We start from the raw sequence: 18,835 nt of genomic DNA, 5'->3' as shown, positions 1-18,835 counted from the left end.
ACTGCCTCGCCCCCTTTCCCATGTCCGCCATGTCCCGCCTTCGTGGCTCGTGCCGTGTCCCGGTATCCTGGCCACCCGCTCAGACGCCTGGCATGACCATGCCGGGGCTGGGGTCGATGACGATGCCTGACGCGTCGGGGGATGCTTCGGTTGCGACGTTCAGCAGGACCTCATCTCCCTCGTCCAGCCCTTCCAGTACCTCGCCCAGCACCAGATCGGTCACGCCGATGCGCACGGTGCGCTGCAGGGCGCTACCGTCGGCAAGGCGCAGCCGGGCGCGGTAGGTACCCGGCGGGGCATCCGGCTGTCGTTCCAGCGCCGCCATCGGCACCGCCAGCACGCCCGGCGCCGAACGCGCCACGAACGATACCTGGGCCGTCATCTGTGGCCGCAGCACCCCGTCGGCGTTGTCCACGTCGAAGAGGGCTGTGTAGTTGACCACCGTGGGGGTCGTGGCCGATGCACTGCCGTCCTGGCCGCCATCACCCTGGCTGCCGCCGGCTGGCAGATCCGGCGCCGGCAGCACCTGTCGCACCTTGCCGTGCCAGCGCCGGGGCGCCTCCTCGTGGCCCAGCCGCGCCACCAGTGGGCTGAACCACACCGGCATTCCCGCCGTCACACCCTGTACGTCGGCCTCGGACACCCGGGTGCGGACCGTCATGGTCGCCAGGTCGGCGATGCGCATCATCCGGGGCGTCTGGTAGGTGGCATTCAGCGTCTGGCCTTCGCGGGCCTCCAGCGCGATGACCGTGCCGTCCATCGGCGCATAGATGCGCGTGTACGAAAGTCGGGTCTCCTCGGCGCGCAGCGTGGCACGCGTTTCCTGCATCTTCGCCTGCAGGCTGGCGATGCGGGCCTGTGCCATCTCCAGCGCCGCCTCCGCATTCTCCAGGTCCTCACGGGTGGCCGCATCCTGCTTCAGCAGGCGCCGTCGCCGCTTGAGCTGCTGGCTGGCCAGCCGCATCTGGACACGTTGCTCCACCTCTTGCGCCTGAAGCGACGCCAGCGACGCGCGGGCTCCCTCCACCACGGCCTGCTGCACCTCCGGATCGATCTCCAGAAGCAGCTGGCCGCGCTTCACATCGTCACCCACCTGCACATGGATCCGCTTGACCTGACCCGAGACCTGCGCGCCCACGTCCACGTAACGGCGTGGCTCCACCGTGCCCGTGGCCGTGATCAGCAGCTGGATGTCCGCCCGGGTCACCCGGGCCGTGGGAGGCGTCACCGGTGGCGGACGCCACCACCACCAGCCGCCCGCGGCCAGCAGGAGCAGTACCGTGACCATCGCCAGCCAGCGACGCCATGAACGGGATTGCCCGGCCGTGCCGGCGCGGGTCTTGTGGGGGGCGCTCATGCGGGAAAGAAGAAAGCGGCCTATGCCAGGCCAAACATGTCCGACGATGAACCATCGGTCCGCGAATTCTTCTCACTCAACGCGCATGGCAGCCGCCATGTTGACACGAATCAACCGTGCTCCTGACGGTCTGCCATGCTATGCCATGCCATGCCATGCCATGCCATGCCATGCGATGCCGCCGGCATGTCTCCAGGGCCAGCGCAGCGCAAGATCCGCAGGGCGGTGAACCTACCCGGGTGATGCCTTCCCATCCCTGCCTGCGCCTCCGGCCGGACGCAGGCGGGTGTGCCCCCGTGATCGCTCAGACCGGGTGGCGGAAGCGTTCGATCTCCTCGGTCTCGATCGTCGGCGTCGGCCCGATGTGGGTCGCCACCATGGCCCCCAGCGCGCAGGCAAAGTCCAGCGCCTCGTCCGGCGAGGCGCCGTTGAGCAGCTTGTAGATCAGGCCAGCCAGGAAGCTGTCGCCCGAGCCCACCGTATCGGCCACCTCCACCCGGAAGCCCGTGTGGAAATGCATCTGGTCGTCGGCAAAATACAGCGCCCCGTGCGGTCCCAGCGTCACGCACAGCCGCTCCAGACCCGCCAGCCGCGCCAGAAAGCGCACGTTCTGGTCGATCGAGCGGTGCTTCGAGCCGAAAGCCACCGCCAGCTCGTACAGCTCGTCGTCGTTGAGCTTGGCCATGTCCGCCCGCTTCATCAGGCTCAGCACCCGCTCGTGCGTGTAGTGCGGCTGGCGCAGGTTCACGTCGAACACCTTGAACGTGTCGGTGCCTGCCGTGCGGTCCAGGATCGTTTCCAGCGTCCGTCGCGTCACCGGATCCCGCGTGCACAGACTGCCGAACACGAAGGCATCCGACTCGGCCACCCGCGCCAGCGCCTCGTCCCGAAGCGTGATCCGGTCCCAGGCGCATGGGTACACGATGTCATAGGTGGCCACGCCGCAGTTGTTGATCTTCACCTCCACCAGGCTGGTGGGCTGATCCGGGCAGACCTGCAACAGCGCCGTCGAGACGTCCTTTCCCTCGATCTGTCGCTGGATCTCGTCGCCATCCGCATCCGCTCCGCGACTGCTGATGATGGCGCAGTCGGCACCCAGGGCCCGCAGGCGAACCAGGACATTGAGCGGTGCGCCACCCAGCTTCTTGCCGCTGGGCAGGTTGTCCCACAGTACTTCGCCAAAGCTGGTGATCTTCATGATGTCCCTTTCCGGTGTCGTGGAGGAGAAGCTGCCATGCCATTGAATCTACCCCAATTCACGTTTCATCACGCGACAAACCCCACTTCGCGGGCGGCAGCCCGGGCGGCCCGGGGCACAGGCTCTTAAACCCCACATATTCATTTCCCGCATATCCATATCCATCTCCCGATGAAGTCCAGTGCCAGAATCGCGGCCATTGCAGTCCTGAACAACTGAACGAAACTCCGGGAGAAAGACATGACCGAAACCGTCAAGACCTACCTGCGCCCCATCGACCGCGACGGCCTGCTGGCCTTTGCCGAGAAGGGCCGCAACAACCCCAACGCCCGTGGCACCAACAAGGTCCACACCGTCATGGAAGGCCAGTACCGCTCGCTCAGCTACGTGGGTGACCACGCCGCCGTGGTGGTGGATGAGCCGCTGCACCTGTTCGGCCAGAACACCGCGCCCGCCCCGGGCGAGATCGTGCTGTCCGCCCTGGGTGGCTGCCTGGGCGTGGGCATCACGGCCGTGGCCACGCTGCGCCAGGTCAAGCTCAGCAAGCTGGAACTCTTCCTCGAAGGCGACATCGGCAACCCGGCGGCCTGGGGTGCGGGCGGCGCCGAGAAGCAGCCGGCCGAGATGGGCTTTCAGGAAGTGCGCGTGAAGGTCGTCATCGAGGGCGACGCCACCCGCGAAGAGCTCAATGACATCGTCCAGCACGCCAACTTCTACTCGCCGGTGGCCAACACCATCCGCAACCCGGTGCCCTTCAGCATCGAACTGGCCTGATCGGCCGCTGCCTCCGTCCGTCTCGTCGAATCGTCAAACGGCCGGGAAGGCCCCGGATCCTGAGCGGTCCGGGTGCCGATGCAGCTCTGCCGTGGCGTGAAGGCATCCGTCACGCCATCGGCCCTTTCGCAGTCCTTTTGCCCAGGCGCTGCCGTCCGCCGGCTGCGCCGTCGTCTCTTTCTGGGAGTCCCCATGTCCGCTGCTGTTCTGGAACAGGAAACCGTCGAACACCTTTCATCGCTGGCCGAGGAAATCGACCGTCCCGATGATGCCGAGATGCTGGAGGCCGTGCGGGAAATCGCACAGGGTCCGCTGGCTGCTATCGTCGATGACATCGACCGGGGGCTGTATCCGAAGGAGATCATGCAGCAGCTGGGTGAAGTCGGGGCCTTCCGTGCCCAGCTGGCCGGCCTGCCCGGTGGTGCCAGCTATGCCGGCGCCATCCAGGCCATTGCCGAGGTCTCGAAGGTCTGCGCCTCCACCGGCTTTTTGATGTGGTGCCAGATTTCCTGCGCGCTGTACCTGGAGCGCTCGCCCCATGTGGAGGCCCTGCAGGACACGCTGCTGGAGCTCGTGACCGGCGAGGCCATGGGGGGCACCGGACTCTCCAATGCCATGAAGAGCATCACCGGCATCGAGGAAAACCGGTTGAAGGCTCGGCCCGATGGCGATGGCTTCATCGTCGACGGCATGCTGCCCTGGGTGAGCAATCTGGGGCCCGACCACCATTTCTGCGCCATGGCCGAAGTCCAGACCGATGACGGCCCGCGTGAACTGATGTTCCTGGCCAACTGCCAGGACGACGGCATCTCGCTGTCGCCGTGCCCCACCTTCTCGGGCATGGAAGGCACGGCCACGCTGGGTCTGGGCTTCTCGGGCCATCGCGTGCCGGCACGCAATATCGTTGCCTGGCCGGCGCGTCCCTATCTGGCCAGCATCCGGGCTGCCTTCGTGCTGCTGCAATGCGGCATTGGCTGGGGCGTCATCCAGGGGGCCATCGACTCCATGCGTGAAGTCGAGGCCTCACTGGGCCACGTCAACCGCTTCCTTGACGATCAGCCCGACGCCCTGCAGGCCGAACTGGACGCCATCGTGGCCCGCGTGCAGAAGCTGGCCGCCACGCCGTTCGAGACCAGCAACGCGTTCTTCGTCGACGTGCTGAAGGTGCGTGGCGAGGCCGCCGAACTGTCGCTGCGTGCCGCCCAGGCTGCACTGCTGCACCAGGGCGCGCGCGGCTACCTGATGAAGTCCGCGCCGCAGCGTCGCGTGCGCGAATCGCACTTCGTCGCCATCGTCACGCCCGCCATCAAGCACATCCGCAAGGAAATCGCGCGACTGCAGGCGCTGGGCTGAATCAGGCCCCGGATCCACGAGGCATTCCCGGGGTCCGGTTCCTCTGGAATGAGATCAGATGGCGGCCGGGGGAACCCGGCATTAGGGACCTGGCCCCTGATGGCACATCGACTGGGTTGACCGTGGCCGGAGACCATCCGTGGGTTGTTCTTGTCGGGTCTGGCTTAGTCAAGTAGACTTGACCAAGTCAGAGCTGACAAGGACCCATGATGATGCAGGTCAACGTTCACGAAGCCAAGACGCATCTGTCCCGTTTGCTGGAGGATGTCGGCAAGGGAGATGTCGTCATCATTGCCAAGGCCGGCAAGCCCATGGCAAAGCTCGTGCCGTACGACGGGGAAGAGATCACGCCCCGGAGGATCGGCTTCATGCCGGACTTGCCCGAGATTCCGGATGACTTCGACGACATGATGGCAGACGAGATCGCGGAGATGTTCTCGTCTGACAGACCATGAAGTACCTGCTCGACACCCATCTTCTCCTGTGGAGCGCACGCGACTCCGGGAAGTTGAGTCCGACTGCCAGAAGCATCATAGAAGATACCTGCAACGAGCTCCATTTCAGTGCGGTGAGCATCTGGGAGATCGCCATCAAGGCCTCGATGCAGAAGCCGGGCTTTCGTGTCGATCCGTTCCTGTTCAGGACATTGCTGCTCAGGAACGGATACAGGGAGCTAGAGGTCAATGGCAGGCATGCTGCTGCCGTGGTCAGTCTGCCCTGGCTGCACCGGGACCCGTTCGACCGGATGCTGGTGGCCCAGTCTCAGGTCGAAGGCATGACCCTGCTCAGTGCCGACGGGAAAGTGGCCGCATATGGGGCTTCTATACTGAGTGTCTGAACCAGACCGCTCAGGCCGCCTTGGATGAAGGCTCGCCCAGCAAAACACACGCGCTGCGCACCGCCGCAATGACGCGCAGCACCTGCCGGTCCGAGATCGTCGGATCCATCGGCAGGCTCAGCACCTCGCGGGCTAGGCGTTCGGCCCGCGGGAAGGACTGCTGGCTGACCGGCTGCCCCTGATATGCCCCTTGGTGATGCACCGGCGTGGGGTAGTGGATCAGCGTCTGGATGCCATGCTCGGCCAGCAGCGCCGCCAGCTGGTCGCGCTGCGGATGCCGCACCACGAACAGGTGCCAGGCCGAACGCGTGGTCTCGGTGTCAGTGGGGGGCAACATCAGCCCCGGCAGCCCTTGCAGGCCCAGCCGGTAGGTGGTGGCAATGTCGGCACGGCGGCGGTTGTCACGATCCAGCGTCTGCAGCTTCTCGCGCAGGAAGGCCGCCTGCAGCTCGTCCATGCGGGAATTGAAGCCTGCCAGCTCGTGGACATACTTCCGTTCCGACCCGTAGTTGCGCAGCATGCGCACGCGACGGGCCAGCGCATCGTCGTTGGTCGTCACCGCCCCGGCGTCGCCCAGCGCACCCAGGTTCTTGCCCGGGTAGAAGCTGAAGCCGGCCGCATGTCCCAGGCTGCCGCAGCGCTTCCCATGATGGGTGGCGCCGTGTGCCTGTGCTGCGTCTTCCAGCACCGGCAGGCCGTGCCGTTCGGCAATGGCCAGGATCGGCTCCATGTCCACGGGACGGCCATACAGATGCACCACTGCGATGGCGCGGGTACGGGGCGTGATGGCCGCAGCCAGCGCATCCGGATCCAGGCCGGTGTCGTCCGAAGTCGGCTCCACCGGCACCGGCGTGGCCCCCGTGTAGCTCACGGCCAGCCAGGTGGCAATGTAGGTGTGGCTGGGCACGATCACTTCATCACCCGCGCCGATTCCCCAGCCTCGCAGCGCCAGTTGCAGGGCATCCAGCCCGTTGCCCACCGAGATGCAGTGCTTCACGCCGCAGTAGGCCGCAAAGGCTGCCTCGAAGGCTGCCGTTTCTTCGCCCAGCAGCACCCAGCCGCTGTCCATCACCCGCTCGAAGGCTTCGCGGAAGGCCAGACGATGACGCTCATTGATGGCCTTCAGGTTCAGGAAGGGGATGGGGGCTGCAGCATTCATGAAAGAACCGGGGCGTGATGAAAGGGTATGGACAGGAAAACACGGATGTGTATCCGGGCGTTGCTGTCGTTGAAACAGTATTGGGTCAAGTGATGTTCAGGACAAGTTCGTCATCGAATGATCCGGAACGTGCCGATCTGGATGTTGCAGGCGTCAGGACGGCTGTTTCCATGTCAGCGATCGCCTCGGCTGGCTCACGCCGGGGAGCGGCTGGCGCCGGCGTTGAAAGGGGGGTGCCGGTGATGGTGCCGACATGCGCTGCCGGCGGTGCATGATGGTGCTGCGCCCGGTGGCGGCTGTGCACTTCCAGCATGAAGTCGCTGTAGTTCCGGATGTAGTCGGCCTCGTCGTAGACCTCGGAGGCCAGCACCATGCACACGCTGCCCGATGAGAAGTTGTCCAGCTCGCGCCAGGTCATGGGCGGGATGTACAGCCCCTCGTAGGACCGGTTCAGGTGGTAGCGCTTGCGATCGAATCCATCGTCCAGCACGATGTCGAAGCTGCCCGACATGGCAATGACGAACTGGTGCAGCGCCAGATGGGCATGCCCGCCCCGTTCCGAGCCGCCCGGCACGTCGTACAGGTAGTACACGCGACGGATGTCGAATGGAATCTGGCGGCCGCCTTCCACAAAGGTCAGGTTGCCGCGCGGATCATGGACCTTGGGCAGTTGCAGGGTCACGCAATCGACCAGCATGATGTCTGTCTCGAAGTTTGCAGGTTTTCCGCGCCGAAGCTGGAGGCACCAACAGGAGGATGCTGCCTGGGCAACGGCGCGATCTTCAGGAGGTCTGGTTCGTCATCAGGCACGGGCCGTCAGGATGCCAGCGCCGGCTCGATGGCTTCTGCCCGGACGTCGTCCTTCCGGTCCACACGATGTGCCATCTGCAGGCCCTGGATGATCTGGTCCGACAGGCCGAAGGCGAAGGGGCCGGCCGAGGCACCCATCGGCTCGATGCCTGGCAGCGCACGCAGCATCTGCTCGCGGGCCTCCAGGAAGGTTTCCACAGCAGCCGGCGTGGGCAGCGGCAGGGCGCCGTCGAAGCGCTTGAGCTCGAAGCCGATCGGGCGGATGGCAGAAGTGGTCACGCCGATCACGGACAGGTCGCGCAGCATGGCCTGCATGACGGCACTTTCGTCGTTCAGATCGATGCCGACGTGGTGTGCGGCAAAGCGATGCGGGTTGGCCTCCACCACCAGGCGCATGGTGCCTTCATCGGTGGGCGTGCCGCAGGCGGTGGCATTGGTGACGCGATAGATGCCGGTGTCGTTGGCCACGGCGTGCAGCACGCTCGCCACCTGATGAACCTGAGATTCCGCCAGCTTGAAGAAGCCGAGCATCAGCGGCAGGCGCTCCGGATTCTCGGCAGGTGCCGTCATGCCGGCAACGGCCATACCCCGGTTCGGCGTCATGGCCCAGCCCAGGCGCTGTGCGTGAATCTCGCCGTGCTTGGCGGTGGTGATGACGAAATGATCGGCCGTGCGCCGAACCTGCTGGATCGGGTCCTCCACCAGGGTGATGAGCGGATGATTGCGCACCATCTGGGCCAGGTTCTGGCAGATGGCGGCAATGGAGCCATGCGACGGATAGTTGAAGACCGTGGCAGGCATGCCCGGAACGCGGCCATGGTTGCTCAGCGTGGACAGCAGCGTCTGCGGCCAGTACATCGGCAGCCAGGGCAGACGGTGATACAGAGCGGCCAGATGGCTGGCATCCCGGTTCATCACCTGGCGGGCAAAGGGAACGAACAGCGTCTCGTGCAGCGTCTGACCATGGATGCGACGCGACAGGCTGTCGCAGTCGAAGGGAACATTCCCCTGGGTGCTGGCCCAGTCGGCCGGGGCCGAACCATCCAGCGGCCAGGTGGTCTTGTTGGCCGGGTGCCAGAGCACCGTGTCGTGCTTCGCCTGACGCTCGATGACAGCCAGCTCACGGTGAATGGCGGCCGAGTTGCTCAGGTGGTGCAGGGCCGAGATGCCGTTGCCCAGCATCATGTCAGGCAGCAGCTTTCCATCCACCCACATGCGCGGCGTGCCCACGGCATGCGTGCTGTGCAGACCTTGCACATAGCGGCGGATCACGCCACAGAAGCGGCCGACATCGTTGCGCTTCATCGGATCATAGCTGTCCAGGCGCGGGGCCACGGCCGGCTCGGAGAACGAGCTGAACTCGAACAGCACCATGCCGCCGTCGACGCGCCGACCCAGGGCATGCACGCCCGAGAAGTAGCCGCCCAGCGGGCCGCCCGGATTGATGATGGTGGTGGCCAGGCCGCGATGGGCGCGCTCCGTGGCAGCAATCAGGACCGACAGGGCATTGCCGGCCAGAACCAGGGAGGCGGGACGAGAGGTTGCTTGAGTCGTCATGATGTTTTCAAAAAGATGAGGTGTCGAAACGGTTTTCCCGGCGTTTCGGAGCGAGAGTGTCTTGGGGCCGGCACGGTGGATTCCGGCGCAGTGTCATGGGGTGTGAGGGCGATCCGTCACCCGCAGATTCAGGTAGATTTCGGAACCCAGCCCGGGCAGGTGCTTTTCCAGTCCCATCAGGCCGTCCAGCATGCGTTCATCCAGCATGCCGATGTCCTGCAGCTGCTGCATCTGCGCGTGCGCGAAAGGCTTGATGAAGTACGAGCCCTGGCCGATCACTTCATATCCGGCCTGATGGCACAGCTCGGTCAGACTCTGCAGGTCGAAGGTGCTGTGCTGCTGCAGCATGCGCTGCCGGTCGGACAGGGCATGCAGGTCGTCGATCAGCCCCATCTCGAGGGCCAGCAGACGGTGCAGCGAGCGTGCATTGGGCACGTTGACGTGCAGTCGGGTGGTGGGCGTGCACAGGGGGCGCAGGGCCTGAAGCAGCTTCTGCGGTTCGGGAATCTCGTGCAGCAGACCGCTGACCAGAATGGCGTCGAAGGTCTGGCCACGAAGGGGGGCACTGCCAGTCGCGTTTTCCAGAAAGTCCTGGATCACGAGGATGCGATCGTCCGTTCCGGCCAGGTGGCGGGCATGTTCCGCAAAATGTCGGCCCGGCTCCACGATGGTCAGTTTCGAGAACTCCCGGTAATCCGTGAAGATGGGGGCCATGCCGCAGCCCACTTCCAGTACGCGTCTGGCCTGCCAGAGTTTCAGCTGGGTGGTCACCACCCGCTTGCGCAGTGCAGCCTGGGTGGGCTCGAAGGAGGCGGACTGGTAGCTTCTTTCGTAGCGTGCCAGGTCGCGGGAGGCGCTGGAAGAGGCCGTGGTGGAAATGTCCATGCGTGCTGCCATCGGTCTGTCGAAGTCGTGTGCTTCACAAGGGAAGCACCTGACGGATGGCATCCATGGTGCGCTGGAACAGGGGCGCCAGGTCGGGCATCGGTACCGGTGGCGGTCTGGGACAGCGCAGACGGCAAAGCGGTGATGCCCGGATCAGACAGTGATGCATTCGGGCATCACACGGGCCGTTGGAGAACCGGGCAGGGCGACGGTAATGCCCGGTGTTCGGCCCTTGGAGAGGGTTACCTGGCGATGCGTTCCAGCGTGTCGCGGAATACCTGCTGCGAGAAGTGGGTCTCGTAGAAGGTGCGGGCACGGTCGCTGGCGTCCTGCAGCCGGGAGGGCAGCACCTTCAGCCGTTCGACCAATGTCGGCAGGTCGTGCCAGGCCAGCGCCATGTCGGCATAGGAGGAAAAGTCGGCCAGCAGGGAGCCTGGCTCGAAACCGCTGAAGGGCAGCACCGGGTAGCCGCAGCCCTGGGCTTCGATGGCACCACGCCCGCCGGAGACAGGGGCCGAACCCAGGTAGGCATGGGCATCCAGCTGCTTGAGCGCCTGCCACAGCGACGGCACTTCGCCATGCGTCACGAAGCGGGCGGGATCGATGTCCTGGTTGATGAGATGCTTGCGGATCTGCTTCCGGCTGCCGTCGTCCAGGGGGCCGATGTGATGGAAGCGGCCTTCGATGGCACGCAGCACGCTGCTGACGATGTTCGGAAGGGCCACGGGCCCCTGCATCGAGAACTTGGCAGCACGCCCGGCCGTCACGACCGAGAAGGGCGTCTTGCGGCTGGGGGCCAGGAAGGGGCGGCGTCCCAGATCCTTCACGTACAGGGGCAGCCAGTCGGCCTGCTGGTGCAGGTGGGCGCTGCAGGTCTTCTGTAGCGATTCGGTCACATCCACATGACGGATGCCGGGCAGGGTGCAGCCCAGGCTGGGGTTGTGGTCGCCATGGTGAACCAGCATCTTGCGAGCACTGCCGGCATGCAGGGTGCCGACAAAGGCCACCGGATCCTGATGGTGCTGCAGGTACCAGATCCGTGCGGGTTGGCGCTGGGAGCAGAGCGTGGCCAGCTGGCGTGCCTTGTCCCACAGCTTGCCGGTCTGCACGATGATCTCGGCATTCGGGAAACGCTGTCGTAGCCACTCCCTCTTCTTCGATGTCGGGTCGTCGAAGTTGCCCCACAGGTTGGTGAGCAGCAGGATGGGGTTGGGCTGGTTGGCCGCCAGTTCTTCCAGAACCCGGGTATGACCACCCACCTCGTAGACCTCCGAGGCCACCAGCAGGGTCGGGGCATCAGCGGCCTGGACGGGAGCGGGGTACGCGGCATCCTGCGCTGCTCCGGTTTCGGCCATGTCCCGCTGCAGGCGATCGGCCAGCTGCAGGACACGGCGGTCCAGTGCAGGATAGTAGAGCGCATGTTCGGCAATGCCCGGCTGGTAGAAATGGGACGTGATGCCGTGGACCATCGAGAGCAGGGCCAGTTCGGGCTGCTCTTCGTCCAGCAGCTGGTCGACCTGATCGCAGACATCCGGCAGCATCTGAAAGAGCGGGGCCGGGTGTGCGGCGTCGTTCACGTCGTGACGGCAGCTGTCGCTGGCGGTGCGGCAGGCTTTGGCGGGGCCATGATCCTCGGCCAGGGGGATGCCCGGGATCATGGCTGCGTGGGTAACGGGGGGCACCCACGGAAGCGGCATGCGAGGCCCCACGTAGAGATCGCTGCCGTGTCTGGGCAGCATGTCCTGATGGGCCTGCCATACGCCCCCGGCAAAGGCGGCCAGGTCGGCATATTCCTCAATCGGGTCCACGGTCTCGAAGAGTGCCAGCTGCTGCCGCGCCACGTCATGGAAGAGCGGGGTGTCGAACTCCTGTTCGAACAGCGCCTCCAGCTGGGCATCCTCGAACCAGGTGACGCAGGCGTCGAAGACAGGGCTGGCGCTGGTGTTGATGTGGCGCTCGGATACCACCGGGGTGGCCAGCGACAGGCTCTGGAAGGCGCGCACCTGCTCGAAGCGGGCGGTTTCGTAGAAATGCAGGTTGAGGAGTGCCTTGGCCTGAAGGATGAGGCTGTTGCGGGCCGAGCCGTAGACAGGACAGGCCTGCAGGCTGACCTTGCGTCCCGTGGCCTGGATGCGCTGGATGGCCTTGAGTCGTCGTTCGTTCGTGCTGCCGATGAAGAGCAGGTCGAGCGGACGCTCTTCCAGCGGCAGGGCCTGGTGGGCGTCGGGCTTGAGCCAGGTGGCGTGACCGAAGGAAATGATGGGCACGTCGTCGGGGTGCGCCGTGTAGGCGGGCGGGTTGTCGGCGTTGTAGTCCACCACCACGGCGCTTTTCAGCAGCTGCAGGTAGCTGCTGCCCAGCACGGCGCCGCCCTGGCCGATCTGTTCCAGGTTGACGATGATGCAGCTGTGGGTCTGCAGCAGCCGGGGGTCGAAGCCGCAATGGGCGCCAAAGACGAAGTTGACCGCATCATGCCGCAGCAGGTTGCGGGCCAGGCTGACACGCAGCCCCAGTCGCCGGAACTGCCAGGCAAAGTACTGCGCCGGGTCCAGCAATGCATCTGCATGAACATATCCGGCAGGCGAGATCAGGCAGATGTGGATTGCGGGCAGGCTGGCCATGGAACGGGGTCCGACAGTATGGTTGGAATCCCGTCGAATGTAGCGGGAGTACCCTGGGGCCGGTCGTCGGAACAGGAAGGCTCTTGCGGGCCAGTTCAGGGGCAGGCCTGCCGTGTGGGGGTCTGGAAAGGGCTGCTTCCAGAGGCTGCTGTCAGGGGGCCGGCCAGCCGGGGCTGGTCAGTGCCCGGGCAGATCCAGCTCCAGCGTCTGCAGGATGGTGCCCCGGGCGCCGAAGATCTCCTTGTGGTGAAGCAGGCCGTCATTCAGGACGTGGCCGCCTTCGGTGGTGGAGGTTCCGAAGCTGAACCAGCGTTGTCCTCGAGCCCGGGCGCTTTCGATTGCGGTGTCGATGACGCGATGCTGGGCATGGGAGTCACGTCCGGCAGGGGACGAAGCCAGATACTGGGTGTGGGTCACGCCGTCGTAATGGAAGAGGACGGCACCTGCCTGGAGCTGTTGCGAGGCATCCTGGGACGGCCAGCCTCCCAGCACTTCCAGGCGGTCCGGAAAGCGGCTGGCGAGCAGCCGGATCTCCTCCAGGCTGTGGACCGGGTTGACGCCATGCCGTTGCTGCAGCGTCTGGGTCAGCAGTGGCCAGAAGTCTTCCCATGCGCATGGGCCTGCCTGGATGTTGTGACGGCTGGCGATTCTCAGCGCGTTCTTCCGGGCGCTGGATGTGGGACAGGGGCGCGTCAGGTCCAGCGTGCTGGAGAGCAGCACCTGCGTGGTTTGCGCACCCAGCTGGTGCAGCGCGTACAGGTCTTCCTCGCTGGGCAGCCGGTGGTACAGATGAGGGGTGGGCTTGTATTTCAGGCGTGCGAAGCCGTTGGCTGCCAGCCAGGGAAGCAGTTCCCGCAGGAGGGTCACGACCTGGGTGCCGCCCAGTTTCTCGTCCATCACCAGACCGCCGAAGGTCAGTCCGCCATGCGTCACGAAGGTGTCGCCATGGGCATTGGCTGTGGTGCCGTGACCATGCTCTGCGGGCTGCAGGGGTGCGCGTTGCCGGTTGGCGGGCAATACCGCGACGATCCTGCCAGGGCGGCCTTCGGCGTGAATCACCACGGAAGCGTCTTCGAAACGGTCAGCGTGGTATTCCAGGTATGCGCGAAGAAACAGGAATACGCCGTTGCGACTTCGCAACACGCATTCATCCCATGCTGGGCGATCGTCGGGCGTATAGAAACGGAAGGTGAACATGGCCGCTGCCGGGCAGTGCAATGGGCCTTGATGGTCAGGAAGTCCTGACGGGGCGTCAATGAATGGCTTCAAGTACCCGACAGGGGGTCGTGTCTGTTGCGCAGGCCAGACGGGAAGCGTGCCATTCAAACCACCGCCAACGGCCAGGGCAGAGGCGCAAAGGACAGGGGCAGAAAGGGGGCACAAAAAAGGGATGCCCCCTTGCGGGGGCATCCCTGGGAACGCTGCGATGCCTGCAGGCGGCGCTGGCGACAGGCCGTGCAGGCGTGCGTTTTTAGCCCTTCACCACCTCGATCGGACCATGGTCGTCGCAATGGTCGCCGTGCGGGTGGTGCAGGTGGCCGTCGACCAGGTAGTCGATGTGGTCACCGTGCGGGACGGCTTCGTGGCCGCAACCGGGGCCATGGACGTGGCCGGGCTCGTGACCGCTGCATTTGTGCTCGGGCGTGCAGCGGTCGGGGTTGGTGGCCGAGACGGGGATCACGTGCTCGTCGACGTGGTCGCCATGCGGATGATGCAGGTGGCCGTCGTGCAGGTAATCGACATGGCCATCATGGCGGATGGCCGTGTGGCCGCAGCCGGGGCCATGGGTGTGGTCATGGTGGGCGTGATGGGGCAGCTTGCATTCGCTCATGATGATCTCCTGTCTGCGATTGATGATGCGATTATATATCCATGACGCTGCATTTGAAGGCTTTTTCCATCAAATGCCGTTATTGATAATGCATTATCAAATTCATTGCCGAGCGCTGTATTTCCAAGGAATGCCCTGCATGGCTGGTATTCCGGAAAACCCCCGAAAACCCTCCGGAAAATGTGCCTTTCCCGGAGGGCGTGCAGACTCAGGTGTTGCCTTCGCTCATCCAGCGCGTGGTTGCCGGCGGCTGGTAGCCCTTCATGGCGGGCAGCAGGCGCTCGGCGTTGGGCTCCACGATCAGCATGTTGCGGAACTCCGGCTTGACGAAGCCTTCGGTGGCTACGTGATCGAGGAAGTCGGTCAGACCGGTGTAGAAACCGCCCACATCCAGCAGGGCGCAGGGTTTCTGGTGGTGTCCCAGCTGCCCCCAGGTCCAGATCTCGAACAGTTCTTCCAGCGTGCCCAGGCCACCGGGCAAGGCCACGAAGCCGTCGGCCAGGCTGGCCATCATGGCCTTGCGCTGGTGCATGGAGCCCACGACGTGCAGGCGGGTGAGCTTCTTGTGGGCCAGTTCCTTGTCGGCCAGGAAGCGCGGAATGACGCCGATGACTTCACCCCCTCGTTCCAGGACGGCGTCGGCCACGGCGCCCATCAGGCCGACCGAGGCGCCCCCGTAGACGAGCCCGATGCCGGCATCAGCCATGGCATGGCCCAGTTCGATGGCCGCCAGGCGATAGGCGGGGGATTTGCCGGTGCTGGCACCGCAGAAGACGCAGAGTTTCATGAGGATCCTGTTCCTGGAAAAGGGCGGCCGTGGGCCGGAGCGACCAAGGGTGCCGGAGCGGCCGCGCTCATTGTACGCGGGAGCGGGGGGATTCCTTCCGGATCCTTTATTCCAGGTTCTGGACCTGCTCGCGCAGCTGTTCGATGAGCAGTTTCAGTGCCAGCGCGGTGTCGGTAATGGACAACGCGATGCTCTTGGAGGCGATGGTGTTGGCTTCGCGGTTGAGCTCCTGCATCAGGAAGTCGAGCCGCTTGCCCACGGGGCTGCCTGCCGCCAGGGCCTCGTCGATGGCCTGCAGATGGGTGTCCAGCCGGTCCAGTTCCTCGGTGATGTCGTCCTTCAGGCTGAGCAGGCTGATCTCCTGGCGCACGCGGGCCAGGGTCTCGTTGGCTGGAATGCTGACGGGCAGGTCCTGGACGGCTTTCTGCAGACGCTCCAGCAGTCTGGCTTCGGCTGCGGCATGCAGCTCGGGCAGGTGGGGGCGCAGCTGCCCGGCCAGGGCCCGCATCCGGCTGCCCTGTTCCTGCAGGATGCGGGCAAGCTGTGCGCCTTCCTGGGCACGGCTGGCCTGGAAGGCCTGCAGGCAGCTCAGAACCAGTGGTTCGGCGTGCTGCCACAGCATGTCGGTGTCCAGGGTCTGGGAGGCAGCGTCACCAGCGGTGGGAGCGTGTTCCGGCGTCTGCAGCCAGCGCAGGTAGTCGGCCACGGAGGGAGGCTGGGCGCTGTCGTCCACAAGGCGGATCTGGCGGCTCAGTTCCACATAGTGTGCCAGGCGTTCCAGGTTCAGGGCGTCAGTGCCGTCCGAGCGGGGCCGCTGCAGGCTCATCCGGCATTCCACCTTGCCGCGCCGGACGGTGGCCGTGATGGCGCTACGCAGCCGCGGCTCCAGCAGCCGGCATTCGTCGGCCAACCGGAAGTGCAGGTCGGTGAAGCGGCTGTTGACGGCGCGGATCTCGATGTCCAGTCGTCCGAGCGGCGTGTCGGCACTCTGGTGGGCATAGCCGGTCATGCTGTTGACGGCGCCCCCCGTGGCGACGGCAGGGGCGGGATTCGTGGGGGCGGTGACGGGCTGCGTGGGCTGGGTGGACATGTCGGTGTCTGGAAAGACGGGAAGAAAGGGAAACGGGCCGATGCAGGATCACGAACGGCTGCCGTCGGACGGATCGGGGCAGTGGGAAAGATGCCACACGGGGGCTGCACCGGTGGTTACATCCGAAAGGGCGTCAGGAGGGGCTGTTCTGTAACGCTGTCGGGAAGGAAGGTGGTGGGGACGGGTGGGTGTCTCTGCTTGGAAAAGCGGTAAAAATGCCGATCTGGCCGAGGTTTTTCGGGATGGGTGCAGGCCCGGATGTCATTCAGTCGCCGTGCCCGTCCGTCTGGCGTGTCGTAACACGGAAATACAGAGTTTTGCATCCATCGCTTCTACAATAGCCACCATGGCAAATGAGCAGAACGCACCATTGCCGGAGGGCTTCGAGGCAGGTGGCTACCGGATTGTAAGAAAAATCGCCAGCGGCGGTTTTTCGATGGTTTATCTCGCCCAGGATCAGGACGGGAACCCGGTCGCCATCAAGGAATACCTGCCCAGTTCTCTGGTCCGTCGCACACCTGGGCAACTGGTGCCCGAGGTGGTGGGCGGCAATCTGCCCACCTATCGCAATGGCCTGAAGTGCTTCTTCGAGGAAGGCCGGGCGCTGTCACGGGTCATCCATCCCAACGTGGTGCGCGTCGTCAACTTCTTCCGGGCCAACGAGACGGTCTACATGGTGATGGCCTACGAGAGCGGGCGCAGCCTGCAGGAGCTGGTCATCCACAACCGCAACCGGCCGGGCAAGCGCGTGCTGCCCGAGCGCCACATCCGCAAGATCTTTGCACAGGTGATGAACGGGCTGCGCGAGGTGCATGCCAACCGCCTGCTGCACCTGGACCTGAAGCCGGCCAACATCTACCTGAAGAAGGGCGGCTTGCCCATGCTGCTGGACTTCGGGGCGGCGCGCCAGACGCTCACGCAGGACGCGCCCAAGCTCTTCCCGATGTACACGCCGGGTTTTGCCGCGCCGGAGCTCTACAAGAAGAATCAGCAGCTGGGCCCCTGGACCGACATCTATGGCCTGGGCGCCAGCATGTACGCTTGCATGGTGGGGGCGCCGCCGCAGGCAGCCGATCAGCGCATGAAGCAGGACAAGGTCGACGCGGTGCTGATGGGTCTGACCGACATCTACTCGCAGCAGCTGCTGGATCTGGTGCACTGGTGCATGAAGCTCAACCCGCTGGAGCGGCCGCAGAGTGTGTTTGCGCTGCAACGGGCGTTGCGCGAACCCTTCATGCGCGAGGGGGTTGAAACCCGCAGTTTCTTGCCGCTGCGCTGGCTGGAGGACATCATCTCGCCGTTCAGGCGGCGCCGTGATCCGAAAGGATCGTCGTCGTCGCACAAGCGAAGCCATCATGCCCAACTGCCATCGCCGTCGGGCCACGAGGAGGCCGATGTCACGCTGCTGACGGCCCGCAAGGGCGGCTGAGGTCGGGCCTTCGGCCGGATACGGGCCGCTGTCGGGGCGGCTCGGTACCGACGCAGACCTGCCGGCGGCAGATGACCCGGACAGGACGCCCCAGAACATTCAACTCGCTTTCGATCCATGCGTTTTTCCATTTTCCAGGATACCGATGTCGGTGGTCGTTCGATCAACCAGGATCGGATGGGGTACTGCTTCTCGCGCGAGTCGCTGCTGATGGTGCTGGCCGACGGCATGGGCGGGCATCTGCGGGGCGAGATCGCGGCGCAGATCGCCATGCAGACGGTAGCCTCGATGTTCCAGCAGCAGGCTGTGCCGCGGCTGCGTGATCCGGTGGCTTTCATCGAGCAGGCCTTTCATGCCAGCCACCGCGAGCTGCACCGCTATCGTGAGCTGCATGGCATGAATGAGTGCCCGCGCACCACCATCGTGGCCTGCGTGGTGCAGGACGGACATGCGTGGTGGGGGCATGCGGGCGATTCCCGGCTGTACCTGCTGCGTGATTCCGACATCCTGTTCCGCACGCTGGACCACTCCAAGGTGCAGAGCCTGATCAGCCTGGGGCTGATCACCGAGGCCGAGAGCGAGGTGCACCCCGAGCGCAACAAGGTGCTCAACTGCCTGGGCTCGCCCTTCATCCCGCCGGTCGAGATCCATGCGGCCTTTCCGCTGAAGGCGGGTGACGTGATGATGCTGTGCTCGGACGGTCTCTGGAGCGGCGTGAGCCGTGAGGAGCTGGTGCGCGAGTTCCGCAACGAGCCGCTGGAGCTGGCGGTGCCTCGCCTGATCCAGTCGGCGCTCAACCACAATGGCGTGGGTGCCGACAACACCACGGTGCTGGCCATGAAGTGGGACACCGACAGCTCCGAGAGCGATGGTCTGCCGTCGCTGTCGTCGATGGCGCTGCCCGACGGGGCGGTGACCACCACCATCGCCATTGCCAACAACCTGGACGCCGAATCGGTCGACATGACCGAGGACGAGATCGACAAGACGATTGCCGAGATCCAGGAGGCGATCCAGCGCTCGAACAAGGAAGTGCCCTGACAGGGCTGTTTCCCGACCGCGCCCGTGCGCGGGGTCCGTCGGGAATGACCCGTTTGCCTGCTCCCAGGGGGCAGGCACGGGGCGTTTCAGCCTGCCGGGCGCGTT

17 protein-coding genes are annotated in these 18,835 nt (G+C 65.1%); 6 read left to right on the top strand and 11 right to left on the bottom strand.

Annotated elements, in window-relative coordinates:
- Positions 1-79 precede the first annotated feature (79 nt).
- Entirely contained in the window at positions 80-1,357 is a 1,278-nt protein-coding gene (locus EL249_RS10295) for an efflux RND transporter periplasmic adaptor subunit (protein ID WP_005672583.1), read from the bottom strand.
- 304 nt (positions 1,358-1,661) lie between these two features.
- Positions 1,662-2,555: a carbohydrate kinase family protein gene (locus EL249_RS10290; RefSeq protein ID WP_005672585.1), complete on the bottom strand. Its 894-nt coding sequence runs from the start codon at positions 2,553-2,555 to the stop codon at positions 1,662-1,664.
- Between the two features lie 240 nt (positions 2,556-2,795).
- Here EL249_RS10290 and EL249_RS10285 point away from each other — a divergent pair, with 240 nt between their 5' ends.
- The 4 genes from EL249_RS10285 to EL249_RS10270 all read left to right on the top strand — a co-directional run bounded on the left by EL249_RS10285 (position 2,796) and on the right by EL249_RS10270 (position 5,520).
- Entirely contained in the window at positions 2,796-3,329 is a 534-nt protein-coding gene (locus tag EL249_RS10285) for an OsmC family protein (RefSeq protein WP_005672586.1), read from the top strand.
- A gap of 192 nt (positions 3,330-3,521) precedes the next feature.
- Positions 3,522-4,682 carry an acyl-CoA dehydrogenase family protein gene (locus EL249_RS10280; RefSeq protein WP_005672589.1) on the top strand — a complete coding sequence of 387 codons (1,161 nt, stop codon included), beginning with the start codon at positions 3,522-3,524 and terminating at the stop codon, positions 4,680-4,682.
- A 206-nt stretch (positions 4,683-4,888) separates the two neighbouring features.
- Complete coding sequence (locus EL249_RS10275; protein WP_005672591.1) at positions 4,889-5,137, top strand: type II toxin-antitoxin system Phd/YefM family antitoxin; 249 nt, start codon at positions 4,889-4,891, stop codon at positions 5,135-5,137.
- Positions 5,134-5,520 carry a type II toxin-antitoxin system VapC family toxin gene (locus EL249_RS10270; protein WP_005672593.1) on the top strand — a complete coding sequence of 129 codons (387 nt, stop codon included), beginning with the start codon at positions 5,134-5,136 and terminating at the stop codon, positions 5,518-5,520. The genes EL249_RS10275 and EL249_RS10270 overlap by 4 nt, the downstream gene beginning before the upstream one ends.
- A 10-nt stretch (positions 5,521-5,530) precedes the next feature.
- Here EL249_RS10270 and EL249_RS10265 read toward each other — a convergent pair whose 3' ends face one another.
- From EL249_RS10265 to EL249_RS10225, 9 genes are all read right to left on the bottom strand, one after another.
- Complete coding sequence (locus EL249_RS10265) at positions 5,531-6,679, bottom strand: DegT/DnrJ/EryC1/StrS family aminotransferase (protein WP_005672595.1); 1,149 nt, start codon at positions 6,677-6,679, stop codon at positions 5,531-5,533.
- 85 nt (positions 6,680-6,764) lie between these two features.
- Entirely contained in the window at positions 6,765-7,376 is a 612-nt protein-coding gene (locus EL249_RS13810) for a sugar 3,4-ketoisomerase (RefSeq protein WP_005672597.1), read from the bottom strand.
- A 119-nt stretch (positions 7,377-7,495) separates the two neighbouring features.
- Positions 7,496-9,046: a hypothetical protein gene (locus EL249_RS10255; protein ID WP_005672599.1), complete on the bottom strand. Its 1,551-nt coding sequence runs from the start codon at positions 9,044-9,046 to the stop codon at positions 7,496-7,498.
- Positions 9,047-9,139: 93 nt separating this feature from the next.
- Positions 9,140-9,931: a class I SAM-dependent methyltransferase gene (locus EL249_RS10250; protein WP_005672601.1), complete on the bottom strand. Its 792-nt coding sequence runs from the start codon at positions 9,929-9,931 to the stop codon at positions 9,140-9,142.
- Between the two features lie 242 nt (positions 9,932-10,173).
- Positions 10,174-12,552, bottom strand: a complete 2,379-nt coding sequence (locus EL249_RS10245) for a glycosyltransferase (RefSeq protein WP_005672603.1) — start codon at positions 12,550-12,552, stop codon at positions 10,174-10,176.
- Positions 12,553-12,729: 177 nt separating this feature from the next.
- Positions 12,730-13,614: a GNAT family N-acetyltransferase gene (locus tag EL249_RS10240; protein WP_169311657.1), complete on the bottom strand. Its 885-nt coding sequence runs from the start codon at positions 13,612-13,614 to the stop codon at positions 12,730-12,732.
- Between the two features lie 409 nt (positions 13,615-14,023).
- Positions 14,024-14,383 (bottom strand): hypothetical protein, encoded by a 360-nt coding sequence (locus EL249_RS10235; protein WP_005672607.1) that lies wholly within the window; start codon positions 14,381-14,383, stop codon positions 14,024-14,026.
- Positions 14,384-14,591: 208 nt separating this feature from the next.
- Positions 14,592-15,170 carry an LOG family protein gene (locus EL249_RS10230; RefSeq protein WP_005672608.1) on the bottom strand — a complete coding sequence of 193 codons (579 nt, stop codon included), beginning with the start codon at positions 15,168-15,170 and terminating at the stop codon, positions 14,592-14,594.
- A gap of 106 nt (positions 15,171-15,276) precedes the next feature.
- Positions 15,277-16,260 (bottom strand): YicC/YloC family endoribonuclease, encoded by a 984-nt coding sequence (locus tag EL249_RS10225; RefSeq protein ID WP_005672610.1) that lies wholly within the window; start codon positions 16,258-16,260, stop codon positions 15,277-15,279.
- A 346-nt stretch (positions 16,261-16,606) separates the two neighbouring features.
- Between EL249_RS10225 and EL249_RS10220 the strand changes: the two genes are divergently transcribed.
- Both EL249_RS10220 and EL249_RS10215 read left to right on the top strand, forming a co-directional pair.
- Positions 16,607-17,689 carry a serine/threonine-protein kinase gene (locus EL249_RS10220; RefSeq protein WP_005672614.1) on the top strand — a complete coding sequence of 361 codons (1,083 nt, stop codon included), beginning with the start codon at positions 16,607-16,609 and terminating at the stop codon, positions 17,687-17,689.
- A gap of 117 nt (positions 17,690-17,806) precedes the next feature.
- A complete protein-coding gene (locus tag EL249_RS10215; RefSeq protein ID WP_005672616.1) occupies positions 17,807-18,730 on the top strand; it encodes a PP2C family protein-serine/threonine phosphatase in 924 nt (307 codons plus the stop codon).
- The last annotated feature ends 105 nt before the right edge of the window (positions 18,731-18,835 follow it).

This window comes from Lautropia mirabilis (assembly GCF_900637555.1).
Lineage (GTDB): Bacteria > Pseudomonadota > Gammaproteobacteria > Burkholderiales > Burkholderiaceae_E > Lautropia > Lautropia mirabilis.
This window is presented reverse-complemented; position numbering and strand designations above follow the sequence as displayed.

Coding starts and splice junctions, on each gene's coding strand:
- EL249_RS10295 (WP_005672583.1), bottom strand. CDS start 1,357: ATGAGCGCCCCCCACAAGACCCGCGCCGGCACGGCCGGGCAATCCCGT.
- EL249_RS10290 (WP_005672585.1), bottom strand. CDS start 2,555: ATGAAGATCACCAGCTTTGGCGAAGTACTGTGGGACAACCTGCCCAGC.
- EL249_RS10285 (WP_005672586.1), top strand. CDS start 2,796: ATGACCGAAACCGTCAAGACCTACCTGCGCCCCATCGACCGCGACGGC.
- EL249_RS10280 (WP_005672589.1), top strand. CDS start 3,522: ATGTCCGCTGCTGTTCTGGAACAGGAAACCGTCGAACACCTTTCATCG.
- EL249_RS10275 (WP_005672591.1), top strand. CDS start 4,889: ATGATGATGCAGGTCAACGTTCACGAAGCCAAGACGCATCTGTCCCGT.
- EL249_RS10270 (WP_005672593.1), top strand. CDS start 5,134: ATGAAGTACCTGCTCGACACCCATCTTCTCCTGTGGAGCGCACGCGAC.
- EL249_RS10265 (WP_005672595.1), bottom strand. CDS start 6,679: ATGAATGCTGCAGCCCCCATCCCCTTCCTGAACCTGAAGGCCATCAAT.
- EL249_RS13810 (WP_005672597.1), bottom strand. CDS start 7,376: ATGCTGGTCGATTGCGTGACCCTGCAACTGCCCAAGGTCCATGATCCG.
- EL249_RS10255 (WP_005672599.1), bottom strand. CDS start 9,046: ATGACGACTCAAGCAACCTCTCGTCCCGCCTCCCTGGTTCTGGCCGGC.
- EL249_RS10250 (WP_005672601.1), bottom strand. CDS start 9,931: ATGGACATTTCCACCACGGCCTCTTCCAGCGCCTCCCGCGACCTGGCA.
- EL249_RS10245 (WP_005672603.1), bottom strand. CDS start 12,552: ATGGCCAGCCTGCCCGCAATCCACATCTGCCTGATCTCGCCTGCCGGA.
- EL249_RS10235 (WP_005672607.1), bottom strand. CDS start 14,383: ATGAGCGAATGCAAGCTGCCCCATCACGCCCACCATGACCACACCCAT.
- EL249_RS10230 (WP_005672608.1), bottom strand. CDS start 15,170: ATGAAACTCTGCGTCTTCTGCGGTGCCAGCACCGGCAAATCCCCCGCC.
- EL249_RS10225 (WP_005672610.1), bottom strand. CDS start 16,260: ATGTCCACCCAGCCCACGCAGCCCGTCACCGCCCCCACGAATCCCGCC.
- EL249_RS10220 (WP_005672614.1), top strand. CDS start 16,607: ATGGCAAATGAGCAGAACGCACCATTGCCGGAGGGCTTCGAGGCAGGT.
- EL249_RS10215 (WP_005672616.1), top strand. CDS start 17,807: ATGCGTTTTTCCATTTTCCAGGATACCGATGTCGGTGGTCGTTCGATC.